Origin of the sequence: Paenibacillus sp. NRS-1781 (genome assembly GCF_050467745.1) — a bacterium.
In the GTDB taxonomy this organism is placed as follows: Bacteria; Bacillota; Bacilli; order Paenibacillales; family Paenibacillaceae; genus Paenibacillus; species Paenibacillus terrae_A.
Genome location: NZ_JBITPI010000038.1, coordinates 12,376 through 36,938, shown reverse-complemented (window position 1 = coordinate 36,938; position 24,563 = coordinate 12,376). Strand labels below are relative to the sequence as shown.

At 46.6% G+C, this 24,563-nt stretch carries 20 protein-coding genes and 3 riboswitches; of the genes, 13 read left to right on the top strand and 7 right to left on the bottom strand.

All coding sequences use genetic code 11. From position 1 onward, the window contains the following. Positions 1–90: 90 nt before the first annotated feature. The gene (locus ACIFO6_RS14280) at positions 91–474 is read right to left on the bottom strand and encodes a winged helix-turn-helix transcriptional regulator (protein ID WP_430041303.1); all 384 of its coding nucleotides are present in this window, start codon (positions 472–474) and stop codon (positions 91–93) included. Positions 475–661: 187 nt separating this feature from the next. Between ACIFO6_RS14280 and ACIFO6_RS14275 the strand changes: the two genes are divergently transcribed. Beyond that, positions 662–1,336: an NAD(P)H-dependent oxidoreductase gene (locus ACIFO6_RS14275; protein WP_430041302.1), complete on the top strand. Its 675-nt coding sequence runs from the start codon at positions 662–664 to the stop codon at positions 1,334–1,336. Between the two features lie 132 nt (positions 1,337–1,468). Here the strand turns inward: ACIFO6_RS14275 and ACIFO6_RS14270 are convergent, their stop codons facing one another. Both ACIFO6_RS14270 and ACIFO6_RS14265 read right to left on the bottom strand, forming a co-directional pair. Continuing rightward, positions 1,469–1,891, bottom strand: a complete 423-nt coding sequence (locus ACIFO6_RS14270) for a TIGR02328 family protein (protein WP_430041301.1) — start codon at positions 1,889–1,891, stop codon at positions 1,469–1,471. A 41-nt stretch (positions 1,892–1,932) separates the two neighbouring features. After that, complete coding sequence (locus ACIFO6_RS14265; RefSeq protein WP_430041300.1) at positions 1,933–3,189, bottom strand: DUF445 domain-containing protein; 1,257 nt, start codon at positions 3,187–3,189, stop codon at positions 1,933–1,935. A 726-nt stretch (positions 3,190–3,915) separates the two neighbouring features. On the opposite strand from ACIFO6_RS14265, the gene ACIFO6_RS14260 reads away from it, so the two are divergent. The 6 genes from ACIFO6_RS14260 (at position 3,916) to ACIFO6_RS14235 (ending at position 15,103) form a co-directional block, all read left to right on the top strand. Further along, positions 3,916–4,803, top strand: a complete 888-nt coding sequence (locus ACIFO6_RS14260) for an AraC family transcriptional regulator (protein ID WP_430041299.1) — start codon at positions 3,916–3,918, stop codon at positions 4,801–4,803. A gap of 99 nt (positions 4,804–4,902) precedes the next feature. Continuing rightward, positions 4,903–4,983: riboswitch (cyclic di-GMP riboswitch) on the top strand. A 41-nt stretch (positions 4,984–5,024) separates the two neighbouring features. Then, positions 5,025–5,106: riboswitch (cyclic di-GMP riboswitch) on the top strand. 13 nt (positions 5,107–5,119) lie between these two features. Next, the gene (locus ACIFO6_RS14255; RefSeq protein ID WP_430041298.1) at positions 5,120–5,926 is read left to right on the top strand and encodes a transglutaminase domain-containing protein; all 807 of its coding nucleotides are present in this window, start codon (positions 5,120–5,122) and stop codon (positions 5,924–5,926) included. A 214-nt stretch (positions 5,927–6,140) separates the two neighbouring features. Next, positions 6,141–9,788 carry a collagen binding domain-containing protein gene (locus ACIFO6_RS14250; RefSeq protein ID WP_430041297.1) on the top strand — a complete coding sequence of 1,216 codons (3,648 nt, stop codon included), beginning with the start codon at positions 6,141–6,143 and terminating at the stop codon, positions 9,786–9,788. Positions 9,789–9,891: 103 nt separating this feature from the next. Beyond that, positions 9,892–10,518: a class D sortase gene (locus ACIFO6_RS14245; protein ID WP_430041296.1), complete on the top strand. Its 627-nt coding sequence runs from the start codon at positions 9,892–9,894 to the stop codon at positions 10,516–10,518. A gap of 214 nt (positions 10,519–10,732) precedes the next feature. Then, on the top strand, positions 10,733–14,323 hold the full coding sequence (locus ACIFO6_RS14240) for a collagen binding domain-containing protein (protein WP_430041295.1): 3,591 nt from the start codon (positions 10,733–10,735) through the stop codon (positions 14,321–14,323). A gap of 66 nt (positions 14,324–14,389) precedes the next feature. Then, positions 14,390–15,103: a diguanylate cyclase domain-containing protein gene (locus tag ACIFO6_RS14235; protein WP_430041294.1), complete on the top strand. Its 714-nt coding sequence runs from the start codon at positions 14,390–14,392 to the stop codon at positions 15,101–15,103. A gap of 89 nt (positions 15,104–15,192) precedes the next feature. On the opposite strand, the gene ACIFO6_RS14230 is transcribed toward ACIFO6_RS14235, so the two are convergent. Then, positions 15,193–15,657, bottom strand: coding sequence for a cupin domain-containing protein (locus tag ACIFO6_RS14230; protein ID WP_430041293.1), 465 nt, complete (start codon positions 15,655–15,657; stop codon positions 15,193–15,195). Positions 15,658–15,964: 307 nt separating this feature from the next. Here ACIFO6_RS14230 and ACIFO6_RS14225 point away from each other — a divergent pair, with 307 nt between their 5' ends. Genes ACIFO6_RS14225 through ACIFO6_RS14210 form a run of 4 tightly spaced genes read left to right on the top strand, consistent with a single transcriptional unit; the run spans position 15,965 to position 18,928 of the window. Further along, on the top strand, positions 15,965–16,723 hold the full coding sequence (locus ACIFO6_RS14225) for an amino acid ABC transporter ATP-binding protein (RefSeq protein WP_430041292.1): 759 nt from the start codon (positions 15,965–15,967) through the stop codon (positions 16,721–16,723). A 31-nt stretch (positions 16,724–16,754) separates the two neighbouring features. After that, on the top strand, positions 16,755–17,585 hold the full coding sequence (locus ACIFO6_RS14220; RefSeq protein WP_430041291.1) for a transporter substrate-binding domain-containing protein: 831 nt from the start codon (positions 16,755–16,757) through the stop codon (positions 17,583–17,585). 18 nt (positions 17,586–17,603) lie between these two features. Next, positions 17,604–18,263, top strand: coding sequence for an amino acid ABC transporter permease (locus ACIFO6_RS14215; RefSeq protein WP_430041290.1), 660 nt, complete (start codon positions 17,604–17,606; stop codon positions 18,261–18,263). Between the two features lie 14 nt (positions 18,264–18,277). Then, entirely contained in the window at positions 18,278–18,928 is a 651-nt protein-coding gene (locus ACIFO6_RS14210) for an amino acid ABC transporter permease (protein ID WP_430041289.1), read from the top strand. Positions 18,929–19,004: 76 nt separating this feature from the next. Here the strand turns inward: ACIFO6_RS14210 and ACIFO6_RS14205 are convergent, their stop codons facing one another. Then, entirely contained in the window at positions 19,005–19,211 is a 207-nt protein-coding gene (locus ACIFO6_RS14205) for a hypothetical protein (RefSeq protein ID WP_430041288.1), read from the bottom strand. Between the two features lie 423 nt (positions 19,212–19,634). After that, positions 19,635–19,748, top strand: a riboswitch (glycine riboswitch). A 211-nt stretch (positions 19,749–19,959) separates the two neighbouring features. Between ACIFO6_RS14205 and sdaAB the strand changes: the two genes are divergently transcribed. Together sdaAB and sdaAA are read left to right on the top strand one after the other, a co-directional pair. Beyond that, entirely contained in the window at positions 19,960–20,649 is a 690-nt protein-coding gene (sdaAB, locus tag ACIFO6_RS14200; protein ID WP_430041287.1) for an L-serine ammonia-lyase, iron-sulfur-dependent subunit beta, read from the top strand. Continuing rightward, entirely contained in the window at positions 20,639–21,538 is a 900-nt protein-coding gene (sdaAA, locus tag ACIFO6_RS14195) for an L-serine ammonia-lyase, iron-sulfur-dependent, subunit alpha (protein ID WP_430041286.1), read from the top strand. Before sdaAB ends, sdaAA begins: the two co-directional genes overlap by 11 nt. 90 nt (positions 21,539–21,628) lie before the next feature. On the opposite strand, the gene ACIFO6_RS14190 is transcribed toward sdaAA, so the two are convergent. Further along, complete coding sequence (locus tag ACIFO6_RS14190; RefSeq protein ID WP_430041285.1) at positions 21,629–23,965, bottom strand: Ig-like domain-containing protein; 2,337 nt, start codon at positions 23,963–23,965, stop codon at positions 21,629–21,631. A gap of 134 nt (positions 23,966–24,099) precedes the next feature. Further along, the gene (locus ACIFO6_RS14185) at positions 24,100–24,561 is read right to left on the bottom strand and encodes a pyridoxamine 5'-phosphate oxidase family protein (RefSeq protein WP_430041284.1); all 462 of its coding nucleotides are present in this window, start codon (positions 24,559–24,561) and stop codon (positions 24,100–24,102) included. Positions 24,562–24,563: the final 2 nt, after the last annotated feature.

Here is a 24,563-nt window from a genome sequence, read left to right as displayed (position 1 = left end):
ACCCTGTCCTTATTCCGCCCGCTGATGAATTTCATGCATCTTCCATGCGAAGCTCATGAGATCATCAACGGGCATTCCTCATTTTTCACTTCAACAAGAAGGCTCCCCACACTTGGAATTTGCCGCCACAGGCTCGCAGGTCTGTTCCCCATAGAAGATACCCCATTCTCTCATAAAATACAGCAACGACCTCAACGTATCCCCCAACGGAGTAAGCGAGTATTCCACACGCGGCGGATTCTCGTTATAGATTTCACGGTGTACGATACCGTCACGTTCCAGCTCACGCAACTGCAAGGTCAGCATACGCTGCGTAATATTGGGCAAGGTCCATCGAATTTCGTTATACCGGCGCGGTCCTGTGGTCAAATGATATAAAATGACTCCCTTCCATTTTCCGCCTATAACCCCTACCGTTTTCGCTACCGGACATCCAAAGTTCACGCTGACTGTATTTTCCATCTCTTGCGTCATGGTTTCCCCTTCTTTCTACTGATTGTAGACCCGAAATCTCAGAGTAATGACAAGGAACAAATATGTGCGTACTTGTTCCTGCGAAAAACTTTTTATATGATGACTATACATTCGATATCAGCTCTCATTATAGTAGCAGAAAATAAGTGGAGCACCAACTTAACCCAAAACGGAAGGAGTACACTTCATGTCCAATACATCAGCTAAAAAACAGGAGATTCTGGATGCCTTTCTGTTCAGACATGCCACCAAGGAATTCGATCCTGATCGCATCATACCGGAGGAAGATTTTCAATTTATTCTCGAAACCGGTCGACTTTCCCCAAGCTCTGTCGGTTTTGAGCCGTGGCGATTTGTGGTCGTACAAAATCAGGCATTGAGAGAAAAGCTGGCTGCGGTTTCAAGCGGGGGCCAAAAACAGATTCCTGATGCCAGCCATGTTGTCCTGATTTTGGCACGCAAGGATGTTCGTTATGATTCCCCGTATGTGGAGTATATGTATAAAGAGATTAAAGGGATGTCCGAGGAAGACTTTGCCTCACTGCCGGGCCGATATAAAATCTTTCAGGGTGAAAATCAACGCCTGCTGGAAAACGAACGTACGTTATTCGACTGGGCTTCCAAGCAAACCTACATTGCCTTGGGCAATATGATGACGGCGGCGGCTCAGATCGACATTGATTCCTGCCCGATTGAGGGCTTTAACTACGATCAGGTGCACGCCATTTTGGAGGAAGAAGGACTGCTGGAGAACGGACTGCTGGATATATCGGTCATTGCTGCCTTTGGTTATCGCGCTCACGAACCCAAGCGGGAAAAATCCAGACAACAGCTGGAAAAGGTCACACGCTGGGTCTTGTAAAAGCATGTCCAACAGGGTTACCCAAGCTTTAAGTATAGTACATCATAACAGGCGAGCTTGCGATCATTCACTTTAACGGTGGACTATTGCAGCCCGCCCTCTTTATATTAAATTCTTCTCCTCTAACAACTTTTATTCATCACCGCAGCCAGATAAATTGTACCTGGACATAGCCATAGACCCTTGCTCCAAGATCAGAATACCCTTGGAGGCCAGATTATCCAGGCATTCCTGCATATAAGCATCGTCATGCTCCGCATACGCTCCGACAGCTTCCAGTTCCTCGCCAAGCTCTGTCGCCCACGGTTCGCACTGCTTGCCGCGATACAACGGCTGCTCCCATAGCGGATCAACGTTGTAACCGCGACTTTTCATTTCGTCCATGATGAGCTTATGGTAGCGGACGAGCAGCATGGGGTGATAGTCGAACACATAATTAACCGTAGCATGTCGCTTTCCCCACCCGTTCCCACGCAGTGCACAGCACTCGCGGTGTTGCCCCAGCAGTTGCGGCCGCGGCAGCTTGTCGATCAACTCTTCGTGCCAAAGCCTCATTGCTTCACAACCTTATCTGTAGCATTTTCTTCTCTAATGAATCAACCGATCAGCATACGGACACCTGTCAGGACAATACCGATCAGGAAGCCCGTAACCGCGCCGTTAATACGTATCCACTGCAAGTCCTGCCCCAGCTTGTCCTCCATCAGAGCAATCAGGGAATCGTTATCCATTTTATCTACATTTTCGCGTACCAGATTACCAATTCGACTATGGTTGGCTTCCACCAGCCCGGTAATGCCTGCCACAATTCTAGAATTGATCTTGTCCAGCAGCTCGGTATTCCCTCTCAAATCAGCCAGCATCCGATCCAGTAGCGGCAAAATATAGGTCGGCACATAGCTGCCGTCTTCCATATAGTCCAATAAGCGTACGCGCAGCTCTTCCATCTTATGAAGCACCGACGCATCGCCTTCCCAGGTTCCCACAAGGTTGTTTTTCCAGCTGTTCAAGCCTTCCTGAACCGTATCTTTCGTCGCCAGACGGGTCAGCTGTGTTTTCAGACCATCCAGCACGGCCCGACGGCGTGGATGTTCTTCCCTTTGCAGCTCCGCAACCTGATCCAGCAGGAAGTGGCGAATCATTTCACCCATGCGCTCTTCGTTCAGATAGCCAAGGAACGCATTCAGGGCAAATTGCATCAGCCCGCTCACTTGCAAACCGCTAATAGCCTGCATTCCCAAGGTACCCAGCGTGTAGCCCGTTTCCGGCTTCAAAAGCCAGGATTCAGCCTGCTCCAGCGAGTCATCCAGCGCGCGGCGGTCATAGCCCTTCTCACTGGTTTGACGGACAAGCGCCTCCAGCAGCGGTCCGGCGTCGAAATCTGTCACCTGCCGCTTGATCTCGGCCGCAATTACTGGGGCCAGCTCCGCAAGCGGAAGCGACCGGACCAGTCGTTTGGCGAGAACATCTATGGATGCGGCCGCTTCCGGCGTGCGCAAGCCCTTTTCCACACCATCCAGCATCAAATCGGCCAGCCGGATATCGGCAATTTTAGATGCGATACTGTCTTTATTAAGCAGGTTATTTTCCACCGTACTCACCAAGGTACTCGTTAGCTTGTCCCTGTTCTTGGGAAGAAGTGCTGTGTGTGGAATCGGAATGCCCAGCGGGTGACGGAACAATGCGGTGACGGCGAACCAGTCCGCCAGTCCTCCGACAAGCCCGGCCTCGAAAGCACCTGCTAACAACCGAGCCCAGCTATATTGCTGAAAAGGCAACATAGCTGCAAAGCCCGCTCCCAGAATAACGAGCGACCAAGCCGCTGCGGTTTTCGTATTTTTTGGTTTTCCCATCCTATTAATCCTCCAAACTGACTGTTGAGTAAGTGAAGCCCTATATCTGTATTACCCATCATATCATTGCCTGTATGAATTCCAAAGCTAACGGCACTCTATTTCCTATTATATTAGAACGCATCGAAGCAGAAAATCACGCAAATAAGATAATGCACTTTTTGTGTTATTTTGTACTTTTATGCTTTTATTTTACATATGATTTGCATATATTTACAGTGCACTAATCAGCACAAAAAGAGTTCATATATCTCCCTCGTGCGTCTACATATTTGTGAACAAAATCACAACATTGGACCCAATCTCATTTTTTTCCATGATAAGCCTAATGAACTATTTCGCTAGAACAAAGACCCATTTTTTTCAAAACAAAAGGATATGCACGTTGGAAGGTGGAATGGGCATAGAATACCTTTAGCATCCTTTCCTGGATTTTATTCCAGAATTGAATTAAATCCATGGCATCTCCGAATTTTTTTCAACATAATTTAACTTTTTCATATGGATGAATGAGTTAAAAATATGGAGGAAACGAGGCTGTTTTCACCATAATAGTACACCTGATTTAGATTGGGAAATAATTCAAAATATTATTCGCTACATGCATTTATATGATGTGATAAAATAAACCGTATTAAGTAGGAAATCATGTGTAAACCACCATTTTGTTTGTTAAACAAACAGTGATTAGCTTGATAAATTTGCTCTTTTGTAAAGGAATTGGACATGACAACAGACCAAAAAAACAACGGGAATGGGACCCCTTGGAGCAGCGATCCAGTCGTCATTGCACGTACTCCCTCCGCTTTTGCCAAGCGATCCCTTTTTTATATACAGGAAATAGGTTATTTCAAAAAAACATCTGCTTATGCCATGGAACGGAAGGAACTCACCTCGTTTCTGCTCGTTTTTACGTTATCAGGACAAGGGGAATTACTGTACCGAGAGAAAAAATACATATTGAAGCCTCATGATATGTTTTTCGTTAATTGTGAGGAATTCGTACAGTACAGCAGTGCTGGTCATGAAGCTTGGGAGTTTATCAGTGTAAATGTGTACGGCAATCTGATCGACAATTTCTACGAACAATTTGCCAAGCACAACAAGCCTGTAATATCACTCAACGATCCAGTCACCATATTGGACAAGCTGCGTTCCCTCTTATGCGTACAATCTGACAGAACTCTCTCTGCTGAACTGTTGACATCCAGACTCATCAGTGAGTTGCTGACTTATATTTTGCAGCACCCCTACGATCATCCGTATGTAAATCAGGATACGATCACCGAGGTACGCAAGGTTCAGCAATATTTGGATCGATCCTACAGTGAACGAATTACGCTGGATTCGCTGGCAGACATGTTTGAGTTAAACAAATTCAATCTCGCTAAAAACTTCAAGAAACAGATTGGATTTTCTCCAATTGATTATCTCATTAATGTCCGCATCACAGCGGCTCAAGGCTGGCTTAAAACCAGTGACGAATCCATTGTGGATATCGCACGGTTTGTAGGGATTCCCAACACTAGCCATTTTATCAACCTGTTCAAGGAACATGTCGGAGAAACCCCACATTCCTTCCGCAAAAAATGGGGGAATCGAACCAAACTATAAACTCATCTATTAGATGACTTTGTCGAAAAACAGAGAAAATCTGAGATTGTGCTTGCCTAATCGGAAGTCCAACTGATAGAATGATAGATATAGACTGTTCAGGATAAATGGCAAACCTGTCGAAAGGCAGGGACGCAAAGCTACAGGGCCTTCTTTTTAAGATGGCAGCCAGCTACCGGTTGGAGAGGCTTTTTGTCGTGTCTTTTTTCCTGAAAAACTTTATACGATAATAGCAAACCTGTCGAAAGGCAGGGACGCAAAGCTATAGGGCCTTCTTTTTAAGATGGCAGCCTAGCCGCCGAAAGGAAGTTTTTCTATGAGGAAAATGTCATCTTTTTTAATTATTTTGGTTTTTTTGTTATCCATCCCCCTACATACGACAGCATTTGCTGCCGAAAGTCAGGCATGGCTGAATCAAAACAACGTAAACCACGGTATTGTTAGTATACGTTATCCTGTCAACTCCAATGTCAAAACCAAGATTGTAATTACCAAGGATGCGGAGAAATACTCTTATTATCTGAATTCGGGCAAGCCTGAAGAAGCATTTGCTCTTCAAATGGGCAATGGCAATTATAACATTCGTTTATTGGAACAGCTAACTGGCAACCAGTATAAAGTGATAGGTGAAGAAACGGTCCAGTTAAATTTGAATGACAGTAAAACCATATACCTCAATTCTATTCAAAATATTGACTGGAGCGATACGAATCAGGCGATTCGGAAAGCCAAGGAATTAACCAAGGGTGCAAAGACAGATGATGAAAAGGTGAAACGTATTTACGAGTATGTCATTAGTCATATTAAATACGATTCCAATCAGCCTTTCAACCTATCAACAGACTACCTTCCACAAATTGATCGTACAATAGTTTCGCAAAAAGACATTTGCTATGGATACGCTTCACTGTTCGCCGCCATGCTTCGAAGTGTGGATGTTCCAACGAAGCTGGTTATGGGTGAATCCTCCTATGTGAAAACTTACCACGCCTGGAATGAAGTCAATATCAACAATCAATGGGTTATCATTGACACTACAGTAGATGCTGCTCTAAAAAGCGGAAAACAGAAGTTTGCAATGGCCAAAGAACCCTCCAAATATACAAAAACAAAACAATATTAATTTTTTTTGTAGAAAGCCCTGATCACTGCGATCAGGGCTTTTTTCTATTATTGTTGAGAAATTGTTGAGATAAGGAAGGTATTGTATATCTAGTCAGTCATTTAAAAACTAAGTTTGTTGAATATACTATTTCCGGGACAAGAAAGAGGGGGGAGCCAAATCCGCCCGGGTACTTTCCATAATATTATGATGAATAGGAGACTTACTTAAGAGTATGAGAACAAAAATAAACGCAACGATCATTGTACTATTGCTTATTTTCCAAAGTTTTTTTAGTGCAGCGTTGGCTTACGCAGACACTTCAACCACGGCTGTACCAGAAAGCGCTATAAGCGATCCTGCGAATACAGTTATGGAAGATGTATACGGTATTCCAAACCCTGAACCGTTAGAGGCACCTCCCAGCATAGCCCCTATGATTCAGGCAGCGACCAACTCAGTTCAAGTAGACAATATTTTAACCAAGCTGATCTTGACGGATGAAACTGGCCGTATCATTGATGCTGTGGATAATCCTGGCGTCCGTGTGGACATTGGCGCGGCAGTCCAGCTAAGCTATGAATGGGAGATTCCGGACAATCAGTATAAAGAAGGTGATACCTTCACCTTTAACTTACCGGAACAATTTGAAATTTACACAGATATCTCGTCTCCGTTGATTTCAACAGATGGAGAGGTTGGTACCTTTACGGTAGATCGCCAAGGGAAAGTCATTATGACCTTTAACGATTACGTAGAGAATCATTCCAACGTAAGCGGAAAACTGCAAGTAAAAACCGAGTTCAGTAAGGAAGTTGCAAAAGGCAGTACAGAAGTCATTATTTCGACTCCAATTAAGATCGGGGTACAAACATCCATCGTCAACATCAAACCCGTGTCCGGTCCCCCAATAAGTAAACAAGGAAAGGCTAACGGCAAAAACAAGATTGACTGGGCCATTAATGTGAATACACAATTGGACACCGTAAAGAATGCGATCGTAACTGACCCGACTCCTCAAGGGCTGGAGCTGTTGCGAGACTCCTTCCAACTGTATAATCTGCAAGTCAATATTGACGGCTCGACGGTAGTTAAGGACCCAATCAGTGGGGACAAGTATACGCTCGAACCAGATCAGGCCGGTACGGGCTTTGTTATTCGTTTTAAAGACGAGAGCATCAGCCCAGCCTATCAGATTCAGTATTCTACAGATATTACAAGTGACGAGACCCGATTCTCCAACACAGCTACTTTTTCGGGAGACTCTATGAATGGTGTCTCTGCTACCGCTACCGTACAGGTTGATCGCGGAGAATTCTTGTCCAAGAAGGTGGAAAGCTACGACCCTGTTACACAAACGGTATCTTGGGTGATCAAGTACAACTTCAGCGAAAAGAAAATACCTGCCGACAAAGCCTTGTTAAGTGATCGGTTCAACAACAGTCAGGTATGGCTTCCCGCTTCACTTGAAATATACAAAGACGATACTCAAGAGGTACTTCCATCCTCAGAATATACCGTCTCTCCGGTTACGAATGATCTGGACAGCAACGGCTTTGATCTCCAATTCAACTCCGATGTGGATACAGCCTATACCATTCGTTATCAAACGAAAGCCAAAGAACGTGTATATCAAGATGATAAGGTAACGAACCGTGTGACTTCAGGTGGAGTCTCTAAGGATGCCACAGCAACTCTTAAAAGTGGAATTATTATTAAAGAATCCAAGGAGCCGAACTATAACGCAAAATTCATACCTTGGGTTATTACCATCAATGAAGATCAATATATTATGAACGATATCGTCATCAAGGATGTATTTCCCAACGACGGCTTGGCCTTGTTGCCGAATACTTTGAAAATCCAATCCGCTGACGGAAAAACGGAGCTTCAAGCTCCCGCAGATTATGAGCTTATTCCGTTATCACCGGATAATAAGCAAGGATTTAATATCATTTTCCATGCACCAATTCAAGATACTTATACGATCAAATATTCAACCGCATTCAATAATGACTGGAAAAAAGATGTGAAAAAGACTGAGTTCTGGAATAAGTCCGTCATTGAATGGCAGCAGGACGGAGATTCAAAATCTGCAGAAGCAGACGCCCGGGTCTTTCCAGACATCATGACCCAGCAGAATGGAGCCAAGCAAGGAAGCTACAATGCCAGCTCCAAACACATCACATGGGACATTAAGGCCAACTATAACCGTAAGACCCTAAAACAACCGGAAATAAAAGATCCATTGCTGCAAGGTCAGAAGCTACTGCCAAACTCCGTTAAAGTGTACAACATGACACTGACTGGATCGAGGAACGGCGTGGAAAAGGGCTCCGAATTACCAGCAGACCAGTACACACTTATTCTCCCATCCGAACAAAATGGCAACACGTTGCGTATCCAATTTAACAATCAGATTCAAACCCCATATTGGATTACGTTCCAAACGACGCTGGAAGGAGAACTTATTGAAAGAGAAATCCGCAATAAGGCCCTTTTTCTGGATGGAGAAAATATAATCTCAGAATGGTCAGCCCAAGTAACCTTACCTCACGGTGGAGAATATGTTTCTAAAAGCGGCAGCCAGAACGGGAATAAAATTAACTGGCAAATCCGTATAAACGAAGGACAGTCTCAAGTAACAAATGCCAAAATTGTGGATCATCCCAGCAGCAATCAGATTCTGATCGAGAATTCCTTTCATCTGTATTCAACTGTGGTGTCTGAAAACGGGAAGGTTACCAAGAGTACAGAACTAACTAGGGATCTTGATTACAAGCTCATTTTCAAGCCAGATGCTCAAGGTCAGGAAACTTTTGAGCTTGCTTTTACGAAGGAGATTTCCTCCGCCTTTATTCTGGAATATCAAGCGTTCATTGATGCAGCTGACAAAGAAAAGGTGAGCAACAAAGTATCCTTCGAAGGGGATCGCTTAACAACAGAACAGAAGGAGACGAATCAAGAAATTATTGTGCGGACTTCTTCCGGCTCCAGTTCAGGCAGTGGTATTAAAGAAAGCCTCGAAATTACAAAGGTTGATCAGGATGAGCCTGATAAGGTACTGCCTGGAGCAAAATTCGCGCTCTATGATAAAGCGGAGAAAAGAGCCCCAATCATTCAAACTACCAATGCGGAAGGGAAGATTGTGTTCTCTGCATTGCTCCATGATGATTACATCTTGGAAGAGCTAGTAGCTCCCCAAGGCTATAAAATAATGGATAGTAAGCTTGAAATCAAAATAGACGATACAATCAAACAAAGCGCTGGTATTAAGAAAGTTGTGGTAACCAACCACAAAGAAAACAATACAGATCCAGGTACACCTACCAACCCGGGTACACCTGGTACACCGACTAATCCGGGCACGCCTGGTACACCTACCAACCCAGGCACGCCTGGTACACCTACCAGCCCTGGGGGATCAGGTAAAAAACGCGACAAAGATTCTGAAACAACAACTACGCCGTCTATATCCGTTCCTTTAGTGGACAATAAAGAACAGACTGTGGATGTTGAGAGCCCAGTATTAGATAGCATCGTGCCTGCATCTACACCTGACAAAAAACAGACGGATGATGATGGGGGCCTGCCAACGGGTGGTATTGTGCCTGCATCTACACCTGCACCGAAAGCAAAACCGAAATTACCAATCATTAAACCTAATAAGGAACCTAATCCCCCCGTGGAAAGTGATGACGACTCTCTGCCTCGTGGTGGAATCAAAGTTCCTGCTGATGTACCGAAAGATCCGAATGTTTCACCATCGGCAAATAAATTGCCACAAACAGGAGAAAACAGCCCTGCTCCCTTCTATTTAACAGGCCTAGCTATGATCATTTGTGGCGCATATCTGAAATATAGACGGATGGGCAAAAAATAAAAATAATCATCCCCTCCCTTTCTCAGACTACACTAAATGAGAAAGGGGGGATTTTTAAAATCAGTACGCGATACACCTTACATATGTTAGGGAGGTTTTTAGATTGCGTAAGCTATCATACTTGTTTATCGCCTTGGGATTACTCATTATTTTGTTTCCTAAAGCCAATGAATGGATCGAAGATCGGAAGCAGGGCGAGCTTTTGAAAGAAGCAGAGGTATTGAACCCTAGCATTATCGACAGCTATAAGCGCTTGTCCAGCAAGCTTGCAGAAAACACGGGCATCGAAACCACACGAGGTCCTTCGGTACCCGCAAATGAACCAGACACCAAGCAACTCCCCATTGCCACCATTAGCATTAATCGCATTGATTTGAAGCTTCCTGTGCTGGAGGGTGCAACTCGGGATAATATGAAGCACGCATCTGTACATATGTCGGAAACGGCAGCTCTGGGTCAGACAGGAAACGCCGCCATAGCAGCCCACCGTGCGCGTACAGCAGGACGTTTATTTAATCGGCTGAACGAGGTGAAGATTGGAGATAAAATCATGATTAATACCAAGGGTGAACAATATAGTTATACAGTCTATAAAATTTCGATTGTCGCTCCTACAGACGTCTCCGTTCTGAAAAGTTTTGAAAATCAAAAGCTTCTCACATTAATTACATGTGACCCTCTTGTAAATCCGACACATCGCCTCATTGTTCAGGCCCGACAAAGCACCTAAAGCTGGAACTGTTCGCCATATCCGAACACCCTTTGCTACTTAGATTTACTTCATTTGCAGCGTTAGAGGTATCTCTATTTCATTGGACAGACTCTTAGTCCGTTGAATATATTACTTCCGTGAAAGAAGGAGGGATGCTATAAACGTCCTGACATGAATACAATATACAGTAATCTTTATACAATAATCTTTAGAAAGGAGAATTAAATAGAGTATGAGAAAAAAATGGAATGTACTAATTATTGCACTATTACTCATTTTACAAAGTTTTTTTGGTATCACCCAAGCTTATGCTCAAATCCCTGCCCCGGATCAGCCGGAGATTGCTGGAACCGAGGCAGAGCAAACCGTTACAAATGATGTATATGATATCGTAGTACCCGAAACAGAACCAGTCATAGAACCAGAACAACAGATGCCTCCTTCCCTACCAGCTCCTGTTGTTCAAGCAGCGGTCGCCACAAATTCTGAAGAAGCTGCTCAAGCGAGTATATTAACGAAACTTACCCTGACCGATGCGACCGGTCAAGTGATTGATGCGGTATACAATCCCGATAGTCGCTTGGACATTGACGATGCAGTCCATCTCATTTATGACTGGGAGCTTCCCAACAATACGTACAAGGCCGGAGACACCTTTACCTTTCAATTGCCCGAGCAATTTGAAATCTACACAGATATCTCCTCTCCTTTGGTTACGACAGATGGAAATGTTGGCCATTTCACGGTAGACCGCCAAGGCAAAGTGGTCATGACTTTTAACGATTACCTGGAGAGCCATTCCAATGTCAGCGGAAAACTGGAGGTTAAGACCGAGTTCAGCAAGCAAATTGAAAATGGCAGTACAGAGGTCATTATCGCCATCCCGATCAAGGGGGGCGTACAAACAGCAGTCGTAAATATCAAGCCTGCGGCAGGCCCTTCCCTGGATAAGCAGGGGAAAGCCAATGGAACCCGTCAGATTGATTGGACGATTGACGTAAATAAACAATTGGATACGGTTCAACATGCTGTAGTCACTGACCCGACTCCCCAAGGATTGGAGCTGGTAAGGGATTCTATCCGGTTATATTATTTACAAATCAACGTGGATGGTTCAACCTTGCTGCGTGATCCGGTGGATAAGGATAAGTATACGCTGGAAGCCGATTCGGCTGGTACCGGCTTCATCATCCGTTTTAAAGATGAAAACATCCGTAGCGCATACCGAATCCAATACTCCACTAACATCACCAGCGAAGAATCACGTTTTTCCAACACAGCCACTTTTTCTGGCAGCAATACGAAAGACGCTTCTGCAACAGCTACAGTAACCGTTCAACGCGGCGAATTCTTGTCCAAAAAAATGGAGCAATACGATCCGGTTACGCAAACGGTATCCTGGGCGATCAAGTATAATTTTGGCGAAAAGAAAATTCCCGCCGGGAAAGCCGTGTTAACTGACCGCTTCAACAAAAGCCAAGAGCTCGTGGCTGGTTCACTTAAAGTGTACAAAGGATCAACTTCTGAGGAACTTTCTTCCTCCGAATATACCGTCTCACTGGTTAGCAATGAAACGGCCAACGGCTTCGATTTACGCTTCAACTACGATGTAGAGGAAGCATACACGATCCGTTATCAAACCAAGGCGGTAGATCGTGTACTTAAAAATGAACGTATAACGAATACCGTAACGTCTGATGGAGTAACCAAAGATACCACCACTGAGCTAAAAAGCGGGGTCATTGTTAAAGGCTTCAAGGAACCGAACTACAACACAAAAACGATTCCCTGGGTTATTGCCATCAATAAGGATAAATATACGATGAATCAGGTTGTGATCAACGATACGTTTCCGAATGGCGGTTTGGCTCTTTTACCAGATACATTAAAGATCCAAAGCGCGGACGGAAAATCAACACTAACATCACCAGCAGATTATGAACTGATTCCTTTATCACATGACTATAAGCAAGGATTCACGATACGTTTCCATAAAACGATCCAGGACGCGTATACCATCAGCTATTCAACAACATTTAACAATGAATGGAAAAAGGATACGAGCAAGTCGGAGTTCTGGAATAAAGCTTCCATCTCATGGGTGCAAAATGGAACGCCCTACTCTGCTGAAGCCGAAGCCCGGCTATGGCCTGACAATCTGACACAGCAGAACGGTGCCAAGCAAGGAAGCTATAACGCTACCTCCAAGCACATCACATGGGACATCTTGACGAACTATAACCGTAAAACCCTGAATCAGGCTGAAATAAAGGATACGCTACAGCAAGGTCAGAAGCTGGTTCCCGGCTCTGTCAAAGTGTATGACATGACACTGCTTGGGTGGTGGAATGGTGTGGAAAAGGGAGCTCAACTGTCGGCAGACCAATACACCCTTGTTCTTCCCACCGCTGATAACGGCAATGAGCTGCGTATCCGTTTTAATGAACAGATCAACACTCCCTACTGGATCACTTTCCAGACCACCTTGGAGGGAGAGCTTATTGATAAAGAAATCAACAATAAGGCTCTGCTGATGGATGGAAAAAACATGATCTCTGAGTGGGCAGCCAAAGTAACTGTGCCTCATGGGGGAGAATACGTTACAAAAGCCGGTAGCCAGAATGGTAATAAGATCGAATGGCAGATCCGGATCAATGAAGGGCAATCTTATGTCTCCAACGCCAAAATCGTGGATACACCCAGCAGCAATCAAATCCTGATTGAAGATTCCTTTCATTTGTATTCCACCAAAGTATCAGCCAACGAAGAGGCTGCCAAAGGCACTGAATTAGTCAAGGATCAGGATTATAAGCTGAAAATTACGACAAACGATCAAGGTCAGCAATCCTTTGAGCTTGGCTTCACACAGGCCATTTCATCCGGCTATATTTTGGAATATCAATCTTTCATTCAAGCGGATGATAAAGCGAAAGTGAGTAACAGCGTCTATTTTGAGGGCGACCGCTTAACTACGGAGCTGAGAGAAACCAGTAAAGAAATCATCGTGCGGACATCCTCCGGCTCAGGTTCAGGGGGAGGCATAACAGGAAGCCTGGAAGTGACCAAGGTTGACCAGGATCATCCTGACAAGGTGTTGCCTGGAGCACGCTTTGCACTCTATGATAAGAACCAAAAAAGAGCCCCGCTCATTCAAACTACCAATGCAGACGGGAAAATTTTGTTCAATTCATTGCTGTATGATGAATATATTCTGGAGGAACTTGCAGCTCCAGCAGGCTATAAAATAACAGCCTCGAAGACAGCGGTCAACATAGACGCCACGGTTAAACAAAGCTCAGGTATTAAGCAGATCGTGGTGACCAATGAAAAAGAGACCCCTGTTGATCCGGGTAAACCTACCGATCCAGAAACGCCTACGAATCCAGGAACACCTACGAATCCGGGTTCAGGTAAAAAGCACGATAAAGATCCTGAGCCCACAGAAACGCCGAATGTACCCGTTAAGCCAGTAACCAATGAGCCACAGATCGTTGAAGATGAAGATGTGCCATTGGGTGTTCCAGAGATTGAGCAGCCTCCTGAAGAACCCGATGCGCTGCCGGAATCGCCAGAAATGGATCCTCCTCAGAAATCGTCTCCACCTGTAGAGATTGAAGATGAACCCATACCCAAAGGAGGCATCAAGTTCCCTGTTGAGGACCCCGAGGACCCAAGTGATTCAGGTCGTACTCCGCAGGTAAATAAATTACCGCAGACAGGAGAAAACAGTCCTGCTCCCTTCTATTTGAGCGGAATGTCTTTCATTCTTCTGGGTGCCTATTTGAAATACAGACGGATGCACAAAAATAAAAGAATGAAATAATCAAACAATCCCCTTTCTGGCTTACACAAAGCGAGGAAGGGGTACTATCATGATATGGGTGGTGACATGAACTTGAATTTAGCTCAAAACTCCTATATGCTCTTGTGTTTATTGATCTTAAACCTGATCGTATGGACATGCCTTGGGATTTTTTTAAGGTCTGTATTTGTGGAAAGAACTATGCTAAGGAAACTTGCTTACCAAGACCCTGTAACAAGTTTGTTCAATCGGAATGCGCTCAACCACTTTTGGAAGCAACATAAAGGCAAAGAAAGCACTGCTATTTTATACATTGACCTGGACGGCTTCAAAGCCATTAATGATGCTTATGGACACAAGGTTGGCGATATGCTGTTACATGAAGTTAGCCTTCATCTGCTACAAGTCATGAATGCGAACCAAAAGGCTTTTCGAATTGGAGGGGATGAATTTTTACTCATTATAAAAAATTTTGATTCCGACCAGGTAAAAATTTTGGCGCAACTCCTCCTAAGAAAAATCAGCAGCGCCTACAGCATTCATGGACACAGACTATCTGTCACAGGAAGTATCGGTATTAGCTTGAACCCATCCCAGAAGGACAATCTGCAGACATTGCTCAAAGAGGCAGATATCGCCATGTACCATGCCAAACGAATGGGAAGAAATCGCTATGCCGTATATTCCAAGATTAACCGGAAACAGAGCAGCTCATACAACACTACACGGATCAAAAACCTCGCAAAAGACATTCGAAAGCGCCATAATGTCCATGCCCCAAAAAAACCTTCACCTCTATAAGCCAGAAAACAATCCAAACCCAGCAGAGAATATAAATCAGGCGGGCCATCCTGTTAATTTAAGGAACACACCCGCCAATAAAAACTTCCTTATTCAGTTTTGTCCTTTGCAATCAGCTTGAAATCGTCAAAGTGGAATCCCGGAGCAACGACACAGGTTACCAGCACAGGCTCATCCCCAAGCGGACGCGCCGTTTGCCATACTGTGCCCGGCACCAGCGCTTGTGGATGCTGTCCTGCCTCCACATCGGCACCGACGATAATCACCGTTTCTTCACCAGGTTGTTCTCCGCTTCCACCCAATTTCAACTCCACAGGGCTTCCGCTATGATACAGCCACAGCTCATCCGAATGCACGACATGCCACTCGGAGAACTCGCCCGGATGCAGCAAAAAATACGTCGATGAAGCTGCAAAGCGCGGACCGGAATACACATCCGGCAGTACAGGCTTCGGAATTTGAAAATGGGACTTCCACATTTCTTTGTACCAGCCGCCTTCCGGATGGGGCTCCATGCCCAATGCGGTTACCAGCGGTGAAATAGCTTTCGTCATTGCACTAACCTTCCTTTACCCTAAATTCCTTCTCCCCTACTGTAAAACATAACGTTGCTTTTGTCACGTTTCTCCCTTGGAATGTCGAAGGAGATTATTTTATGTCAAATTTAATAACATTAATTTGTGCATGCATGCTCATCTACATATGAAAATATCGATTCACTCATGAATAATTACATAAAAATATATTTTGAGTGAAGTTTTATGACATAAAATCTTGTTTTTCATTGTAAGCTTATAGTATCATGAGAGAAAATTTTGAAATTTTGATAGAGCTTTATCATGCCAGCCAATCTACCAAGCTATGTATCCAAGCCTGAAAGGGGTGAGCCTTCTGATCCAGTTTCGCAACGTCAACAAGCATTTTGGTCACTTCCATGTACTTAAAGACATCAATCTTCAGATTAAGGAGGGCGAGGTCGTCGTGATCATCGGACCCTCCGGCTCGGGTAAAAGCACCCTGCTACGCTGCATCAACCGTTTGGAAACCATATCGGACGGGGAGCTGATCGTCAACGAGATACCTGTACATGACAAAAAGATTGATATTAACGCGTTCCGGCGCAATATCGGTATGGTATTTCAGCATTTCAATTTGTATCCCCATAAAAAGGTAATTGAGAACATTGTACTCGCACCCATGAAGGTGCTGGGGATCTCGAAGAAAGAGGCTATCCAAACAGCCATCACCTATTTGAAGCGTGTTGGAATCGAGGAAAAAGCACAGAGCTACCCCGCCCAATTGTCCGGGGGACAGCAGCAACGGGTTGCTATCGCCCGTGGCCTCGCTATGAATCCAAAGATCATGCTGTTTGACGAGCCTACCTCCGCTCTGGATCCCGAAACCATCGGAGAGGTACTGGATGTTATGCGTTCGCTCGCCCATCAGGGCATCACCATGGTCATAGTGACTCATGAAATGGGCTTTGCCCGTGAAGTAGCGGATCGCGTCATTTTCATGGACAAAGGACAGATTTTAGAAGACAGTCAGCCTGCCGAGTTTTTTCAGAATCCGGGTGAAGAGCGGGCGCGCCTGTTCCTGAGCCGTCTGATTCACCATTAAACAGACCTTTAATCGAAAGGAGATTGTTCAAATGAGAAAAAGATATTCATGGAGTGCCCTTATGCTGCTTACGCTGTCCTGTCTACTCGTTTTGGCTGGCTGTGGAGGCAAGCAAGGAACGGCAACGTCGGGGAATGAGGCGGCGGCAGCCAACGGGCTGGAAGCCATCAAGCAACGTGGCAAGCTGGTTGTTGGGGTGAAATACGACACCAAGCTGTTCGGTCTGAAAGACCCGGCTAGCGGGAAAGTAGAAGGCTTTGATATCGACATTGCCAAGGCGGTAGCCAAACATATTTTTGGAGACGAAACCAAGCTTGAATTGAAGGAAGTCACGTCCAAGACACGAATCACCTTGCTGCAAAACGGAGACATCGACGCCATTATCGCAACCATGACCATTTCGGACGAACGTAAAAAGCAGGTCGATTTCAGCGACGTCTACTTTAACGCCGGGCAATCCCTGCTCGTGAAAAAAGGAAGCCCGATTACCGGTCTGGAGTCCCTGACCCCGGCTACCAAGGTACTCGCAGTTAAAGGCTCCACCTCCGCCAAAAATATCCGCGAAAAAGCACCCAAAGCGACTATACTGGAGTTCGAAAACTACCAGGATGCATTCAACGCACTCAAGGCAGGTCAAGGTCAGACGTTGACCACCGATAACTCTATTCTGCTCGGCATGCAACAGCAAGATCCGAATTACACCCTCGTAGGCGGAAACTTCACTGAGGAACCTTACGGCATTGCGGTGAAGAAGGGACAAACGGAATTGCTGCAAGCCATTAACGATACGCTCAAGGAGCTGAAAAGCAACAGTGAATACGATAAGCTCCACGAGCAATGGCTTGGGGTTAAACCCGAATAATGGGGGTGTCATCCGCAGATGCTTACTTTTGATATCAACGTACTTTTCGACCATAGCGACCGCTTCATAGAAGGCTTGCTTCATACCGTTCAAGCCAGTGTCATTGCCTTGATCGGAAGCTTTATTCTGGGAGCGATCATCGCCATCCTCCGAATCGCTCCCTTTCAATGGATGAACTGGATTGGCACCGTCTACGTAGAGGTCATTCGTAATATCCCGTTGCTGATCGTTGTATTGTTTTTTTATCTGGGACTTCCTACTTTGGGTGTTCCTTTGGATGGTTTTGTGTCTGGAACGCTTGGCTTGACCGTATACACCGCCTCCTTTATTGCAGAAGCGATACGTGCCGGCATCCAGTCTGTATCAAAGGGGCAATTCGAAGCCGCACGCTCCTCCGGGCTGAGCTACAACCAGACGATGATCAGTATTATTTTGCCACAAGCGATTAAAATTGTACTGCCTGCGATTGGCAACCAGTTCATCAATCTGGTCAAAAACTCTTCCGTACTGGCCATAGTAGCGGGACTGGACCTGATGTATTATTCGGATCTGATTAACTCGGATACCTTTATGCCCATCACCGTCTATGCCATCACAGCGTTGCTATACCTTACCTTGACGGTTCCACTTAGCTTTCTTGTCCTGTATATGGAACGTCGTCTGTCCAAAACATCCTGAGGAGGGAAGCCCGTATGGATTTCAGCGGCTTGTTTGTATGGCCTAATGTGCGTTTTATACTGGAGGGCTTCCTGCTAACGCTGGAGGTCTCCGTTTATTCCATCATATTCAGCTTCGTGCTTGGTATCGTGTTTGGAATCCTGCGCTATACGCGTTTACCTGTCATTTCACAAGTAGCGGCCTTTTTAATCGATCTGATTCGCAATCTTCCGTTATTGCTCATTATCTTCTTCATCGGTATGGTCTTACCGTCCATCGGCCTGTCCATTTCGCTCAAATGGGCAGCTATTACGGGCCTGTCGATCTTTGAGGGGGCCATGATCGCCGAGATTGTCCGTAGCGGCTTGAACTCCGTCCATAAAGGACAGATTGAAGCCGCACGGTCCTCCGGGCTGAGCTATTCCAGAACGTTATGGCATATCATTCTGCCACAAGCGCTCCGCCGCATGGTGCCACCTATCGTCAGCCAGTTCATTTCCCTGCTCAAGGATACTTCTCTCGCGGTCATTATCAGTCTGCCGGAGCTGACGCATAACATTCAGATTGTTGGCGGTCAAAATCAGTCCTTCGTCATTCCTGCTCTGCTATTCGCCGCCTTCTTGTACTTCGCTGTTAATTACAGCATGTCGCTGCTTGCACGCAGGCTGGAGGTGCGCACTCATTAGCATTCAGCACGCGTAGCATGATCAGGGCTGCCGCCAGCCTGAACGTTTTGTCAGCACAATGCCAAGGTCCATCCGGTTATCCAGCTCCAGCAAAGTGATACCGATCCGCAAGCTTCCATTGAGGTGCGAAGCTCCTCAATGGAAGCTTGCGCCTGCTGTAGGTCCTTGAGCGCATGAGGGGGTTGACCGTCAGATCCAGATGGTCGACTGCGGGGTAATATTCATCCTTAATGCCAAAAGATACCGTTAACCCTTTGATTTCCAACACCGGCTCGCTACTCAATGTATATGCTTCCTCCATTCTCCATGGTCTTGTCCTGCTTATGCGCACCACGCTTGATGTTAAACCTCTCATGAACATTACACACCGATTTAGTCGGAATAATTTGAACTTATCCTATCACCAGTATATGGATATATCAATTAAGAATAGACTATCACGATCATTGAAAAAACCAACCACAGATTAATTTTCAGCACCAAAAATAACCGGAGATGCAGCTTCTTCCGTACTCATGCCTTTGGCTGGATTGGAATAGGCTCCATGCTTTGGTGCTGAAGCGCTTCTGCTACCGTCAACGCGCCCTCTGCCTTGACCTGGCCGAATGGAACGAAGAGTCCTAAATTATGTAAAATCCCAACCTGTGATTGACACCAGGCATGGCATACATTACGCTTAGGAGGAAATGTTGAACGGTATACGCGAATGAAGATGACGGGAGAGCCTGTCTGGGAATCACATCCCGGCAGCACCGAAGGAGCAAGACGTCAGCACCCGGCTGGCGGATAATCTCTCAGGTCCATGTATCGTCATCTGACGCAACTCTGGAGAGAGCGCAAGCCACCCAAGGGGTAAGGCGGGTATGACACCGTACGAAACTCTCAGGTAACGAGGACAGAGATAAGGGAAATTTCCTTATCCTGTCCTTTTTTGTACTCACATGCTGCGTCAGCATTAGAAGCCGTCACACCCGCGCAAAGGCGCGGCAGCACCATATACTATGGTATTCAAACATACAGGGGGCCACACCATGCGTTTCAAGGATGTATTTTCTATTATCGGTCCGGCTATGACCGGACCCTCCAGCTCACATACCGCTGGCGCGGTGCGGCTCGCACGTGTTGCCCGGCACTGGCTCGGTGTGCAACCTGACCGTACCCGCATGACGCTGTACGGCTCATTTGCCGATACGTACAAGGGACACGGCACAGACCTGGCACTCATTGCCGGACTGCTGAATTACGATACAGACGACTACCGGATTCCAGATGCCGAGCAATGTGCAGAGCAGGCCGGGATGGAAGTAGAGTTGGCTGTCAGCGGACTGCCCGCCCCTCATCCGAATACGGTCCGCTTCGAGCTATGGAAGGGTGAAGATCAACGCACGCTGCTAGGCTCCTCCATCGGCGGCGGAAACATTCATGTTCAGCAGCTCAACGAATTCCGGGTCAACCTAACCGGAGAGCTGCCTACGCTGGTGCTTCTCCACTCGGATAAGCCCGGAACATTGGGCGCGGTGACTTCGGCGCTGGGCGCAGCTGACATTAACATTGCCTACATGCACGTGGATCGCAAAGGCCGGGATGGCGAAGCGCTCACTGCCATTGAAACAGATAGTCCCGCTCCGGCTAAATTAATTGCAGAGCTGCGAGCTTTGCCTCATATGTATGAAATCAAAATGATTAACTTGAAAAAAGGAGCTGAATCCGATGCGGTTTAGCCATCTGCATGAATTAGGTGCCTTGTGCGCCGAGGAATCCACTACGATTGGGCGCATGATGATCAAGGAACAGGTGCAAGAGACGAACACACCAGAGGAAGAAATCCTCCGCCAAATGTCTGATTATTACGAAGTCATGAAGGAAGCCGTTCATCGCGGGCAAACACAGGACACTGTATCCCGCAGCGGATTGACGGGCGGCGACGGCAAACGCCTGACGGAATATTTGCGCGCAGGAGAAACCTGCTCCGGCGATGCCTCGGTACTCGCCATGGCGTATGCCCTCTCCGTATCGGAGGTCAATGCGTCCATGGGTCGCATTGTCGCCACGCCCACCGCAGGCTCATGCGGAGTCATCCCCGGCGTGTTCATCAGCGCGCAGGAGCGATTCGGCTGGGATGACGAGCATATGGTGCGCGGACTGTTCGCCGCTGGAGCGATTGGCTACGTCATCGCCAACAATTCCTTCATCTCCGGTGCGGAGGGAGGCTGTCAGGCCGAGATTGGCTCAGCCATCGGGATGGCCGCAGGGGCCATGGTCGAGCTGCGCGGCGGTACGCCAGACCAGGCCATCCATGCAGTAGGCCTCGCGCTCAAAAACACGCTCGGCCTGATTTGCGACCCCGTCGCCGGACTCGTGGAGATTCCGTGCATCGTGCGCAACGGGCTGGGAGCCGTGACCGCGCTTGCCGCTGCGGATATGGCTCTGGCGGGTGTGCGCAGCGCCATCCCGTCTGACGAAGTCATCGACGTGATGCTCGAAGTCGGCAGCGCGATGCCATCCAAGCACCGCGAGACAGCCAAGGGCGGCCTGGCCCAAACGCCGACCGGCAAGCGTCTGACGGAGTCGCTTACGCGCAACATACCAGCCAAGAAGGATAAGTCATAGCTTCTAAGCGGTAGTGCCACCGAATATCCTTCTTAAAGCAAAGGGGCGTCCCATTGCCATTTCCATGGCTTTTGGGACACCCCTTTTTTCTTACTGTACGTTCACCTGTACCTTCGTCGTTTTTCCTGCATATTTCACGGTAATCACAGCTTTACCTTTACCCTGTGCCTTAATGCTGCCGTCTTTGACTGTGGCAACAATAATTCGGGACGAGGACCAGACTGCCGGCTTGGATACATCCTTCTCCGACTCATCCTTATACGTAGCTGTAGCCGTAACCTTGGCTACCTGTCCTGCTTTCAAATTCAGCGAGACTTCGTCGGTTTGCAGATATTTAAGCGTATCGACATCCACAGGTACGGTGATATATTTCCCGCCAAACTTCGCTTGAATATTGGTTTTACCGTAGCCTACCGCGGTAACCTGGCCCTTTTTGACTGTAGCTACCTTATAATTTAACGTTTTCCATTCGGCTTGGGCCGTAACGTCCTTTTCTTTGCCATCACTGGATTTGACCACAATTGCGATGGTTTTTTGATCTCCGGATTTAAGCGATAGCGCGATAGCATCTGCCTCAATCTGTTGCGCTACATCCACTTCTACTGTAAATGTAATGCTTTGCTTGCCATAAGAAGCTGTAACAGTAGCCTTACCACTGCCATTCGCTTTGATCAAGCCCTCGCTAACCTCGACCACCTTCACACTGCTGGTAGTCCAGGTCGCATCCTTGGTTACATCTGTTTTTGTACCGCCGCTCTTGACGCCTGTTACTTTCAACTGCTTCGTTTCCTGGGCACCCAGCGCAATCACGCGTGTGTCTGTTTCCAAACGGTCTACGAGACCGACTTGTACATTAATAGTCAGCTTTTTGCCATTATAAGTGGCGGTAACAACCGCCTTACCCGCTGCTTTACCCGTAATGGTTCCTTTGGACACCGAAGCAACATCCGCCGCACTTGAAGTCCATTCTGCATCCTGTGTCACATCTTCCTTACGACCATCCGCATACGTAGCGGTCAGAGTAGCAACATAATCCTCATCAATATCAATCGTTGCTGTTTTGGAGGACAGGGACAGGTCACCAGGCACATTCACAGATACCGTCGCTGTGACTGTTTTGCCGCCATAGGAAGCTGTGATTGTAGCCTCACCTGTTTTATAGCCCGTTACTTCACCCTTGCTGACAAAAGCAATATCTTCATTGCTGGACTTCCACTCTGCCTTATCCGTGATATCTTCTTCCACACCTGTTACATACGTCGCGGTCAGCTTGAGCTTTTTGGATTCCTTGGCATTCAGGCTCAGCTTGTCCTCACTCAAATTCAGATATCTGGAGGTTTCTACGTCTGTCTTAATCGAAACCGTCTTATCACCATACTTAGCGGTCACCGTAGCCGAACCCGCTCCAATGGCCATAATCGTTCCTTTATTCACTGTCGCAATTTTTTCATCGCTTGTGGACCATGTAGCTTTATCTGTGATATCCGTTACCGTTCCATCTGGGTACACCGCAGAAACCTGTATTTTCTTGGATTCATCCAAACGGAGAAAAATACTGGATTCGCTGGCTTTCAGCTTATTCGTTTGATCGACATCCACCGAAATGGTAGCAGACATCGTACCATATTTACCTGTAATCGTCGCTTTACCTGCGCTGTAGCCGGTAATGGTGCCTTTCAGCACATCCGCTACGGCTGCATTGCTGGAGCTCCACTCGGCAGACTCAGTAACATCCTGCACCGTTCCATCCGGGAAGGTCGCCGTCAATTTGACCTTCTCGGTATCCTTCAGCAAAAGGGAAGCCTCAGATGGACTGACATCCAAGCGTTTAACCTGTTCTACCTGCACAGCAATCGTTACGGTTTGTTGACCGTATACGGCCTTAATGTTGGCTGTACCTGCTCCCTGAGCGGTAACCAATCCGTTAACTACGGTTGCTACCTTCTGGTTATCCGAGGTCCAGGTAGCATCGCCCGAAACCTGAGCAGTTGTATTATCACTGTAAGTCGCTGTCAGATTAATCTGTCCTGTGCCGCTTGAACGCAAGCTCAAGCTTTGTACACTGGATGTGAGCGCCTTAACCTTTTTCGTTACATGTACCTGAACCGATTGTATCTTATCTTTATAGGTCGCAACCACAGTCGCATCCCCTTCGCCCTTACCTGAAACCGTACCGTTATATACCGTAGCAATAGCAGTATTATCACTTTTCCAATCCGTGCTTACCGTTACATTTGAAGTCGTCCCATCGGCATAAATAGCCGTAGCCGTCAACGCAGCCGCATCCCCCTGCTGCACAGTTACCTCGTTAGAGGAAAGGACAATCTTGGAAAGCACCGGATCAGCTGCGGATGCAAACCCTGCGTATGATGTAAAACTTGAGATCAGGATGACCAACGCCAAGAAACCGGACCATCTATTCTTCAAAATCTAATTCCCTCCCATTTCAAAACTTAAAATTAAGGATTTCGCAAAATCCTTATACCTACGTTTTATTTCGACATGTGGAAAAGAATAGTTTAGGCTTTAAAGAAAATTTGGTCCTTATTAACTACTACATTTTACATTAACAGTTCTGCCACTGTTTCTTCCCAGCGATTTAACACTGCTTCTGGCTCCTTAAGTCGGACCGTAACACCTGTCAGGATATCCGCATATTGAGCAGAATCCTCTCTGGCTGCGAATACCTGTGCCGCAAACCGTTCGCGTACATGCTTGGCCCTGGGTAAAGCCGACAAGTGTTCCAGCGACAATCGGACATAATGCGCCTTCCCGCCGATGAACACCGCGAGTGTCGCCTTCCTGGTACGGATCATGTTGCCCGTCGTTGTCGTGCCCGGCCATAGTGCCAGACGCAGATTTCCCTCATCCAGCGCTACAACCTCGCCCACGCTAATCATTGCAATATGCGGCCATTGATCCTCCGTGACCGTCAGCAGCATCATCGCTTCATGCTGCTTGTTCTCCAATGCCTTGCCGTCCAACAGCGTGAACAGCTCCTTGCCGATCCTTGGTGTCTTCATAA

What these genes read in the sequence shown, in the direction of transcription:
- ACIFO6_RS14220 (WP_430041291.1), top strand. Translation starts at nt 16,755, where the DNA reads ATGAGAAAAAGATATTCATGGAGTGCCCTTATGCTGCTTACGCTGTCC.
- sdaAA (WP_430041286.1), top strand. Translation starts at nt 20,639, where the DNA reads ATGCGGTTTAGCCATCTGCATGAATTAGGTGCCTTGTGCGCCGAGGAA.
- ACIFO6_RS14270 (WP_430041301.1), bottom strand. Translation starts at nt 1,891, where the DNA reads ATGAGGCTTTGGCACGAAGAGTTGATCGACAAGCTGCCGCGGCCGCAA.
- ACIFO6_RS14275 (WP_430041302.1), top strand. Translation starts at nt 662, where the DNA reads ATGTCCAATACATCAGCTAAAAAACAGGAGATTCTGGATGCCTTTCTG.
- ACIFO6_RS14265 (WP_430041300.1), bottom strand. Translation starts at nt 3,189, where the DNA reads ATGGGAAAACCAAAAAATACGAAAACCGCAGCGGCTTGGTCGCTCGTT.
- ACIFO6_RS14230 (WP_430041293.1), bottom strand. Translation starts at nt 15,657, where the DNA reads ATGACGAAAGCTATTTCACCGCTGGTAACCGCATTGGGCATGGAGCCC.
- ACIFO6_RS14210 (WP_430041289.1), top strand. Translation starts at nt 18,278, where the DNA reads ATGGATTTCAGCGGCTTGTTTGTATGGCCTAATGTGCGTTTTATACTG.
- ACIFO6_RS14235 (WP_430041294.1), top strand. Translation starts at nt 14,390, where the DNA reads ATGAACTTGAATTTAGCTCAAAACTCCTATATGCTCTTGTGTTTATTG.
- ACIFO6_RS14225 (WP_430041292.1), top strand. Translation starts at nt 15,965, where the DNA reads ATGTATCCAAGCCTGAAAGGGGTGAGCCTTCTGATCCAGTTTCGCAAC.
- ACIFO6_RS14255 (WP_430041298.1), top strand. Translation starts at nt 5,120, where the DNA reads ATGAGGAAAATGTCATCTTTTTTAATTATTTTGGTTTTTTTGTTATCC.
- ACIFO6_RS14260 (WP_430041299.1), top strand. Translation starts at nt 3,916, where the DNA reads ATGACAACAGACCAAAAAAACAACGGGAATGGGACCCCTTGGAGCAGC.
- ACIFO6_RS14185 (WP_430041284.1), bottom strand. Translation starts at nt 24,561, where the DNA reads ATGAAGACACCAAGGATCGGCAAGGAGCTGTTCACGCTGTTGGACGGC.
- ACIFO6_RS14240 (WP_430041295.1), top strand. Translation starts at nt 10,733, where the DNA reads ATGAGAAAAAAATGGAATGTACTAATTATTGCACTATTACTCATTTTA.
- sdaAB (WP_430041287.1), top strand. Translation starts at nt 19,960, where the DNA reads ATGCGTTTCAAGGATGTATTTTCTATTATCGGTCCGGCTATGACCGGA.
- ACIFO6_RS14215 (WP_430041290.1), top strand. Translation starts at nt 17,604, where the DNA reads ATGCTTACTTTTGATATCAACGTACTTTTCGACCATAGCGACCGCTTC.
- ACIFO6_RS14280 (WP_430041303.1), bottom strand. Translation starts at nt 474, where the DNA reads ATGACGCAAGAGATGGAAAATACAGTCAGCGTGAACTTTGGATGTCCG.
- ACIFO6_RS14250 (WP_430041297.1), top strand. Translation starts at nt 6,141, where the DNA reads ATGAGAACAAAAATAAACGCAACGATCATTGTACTATTGCTTATTTTC.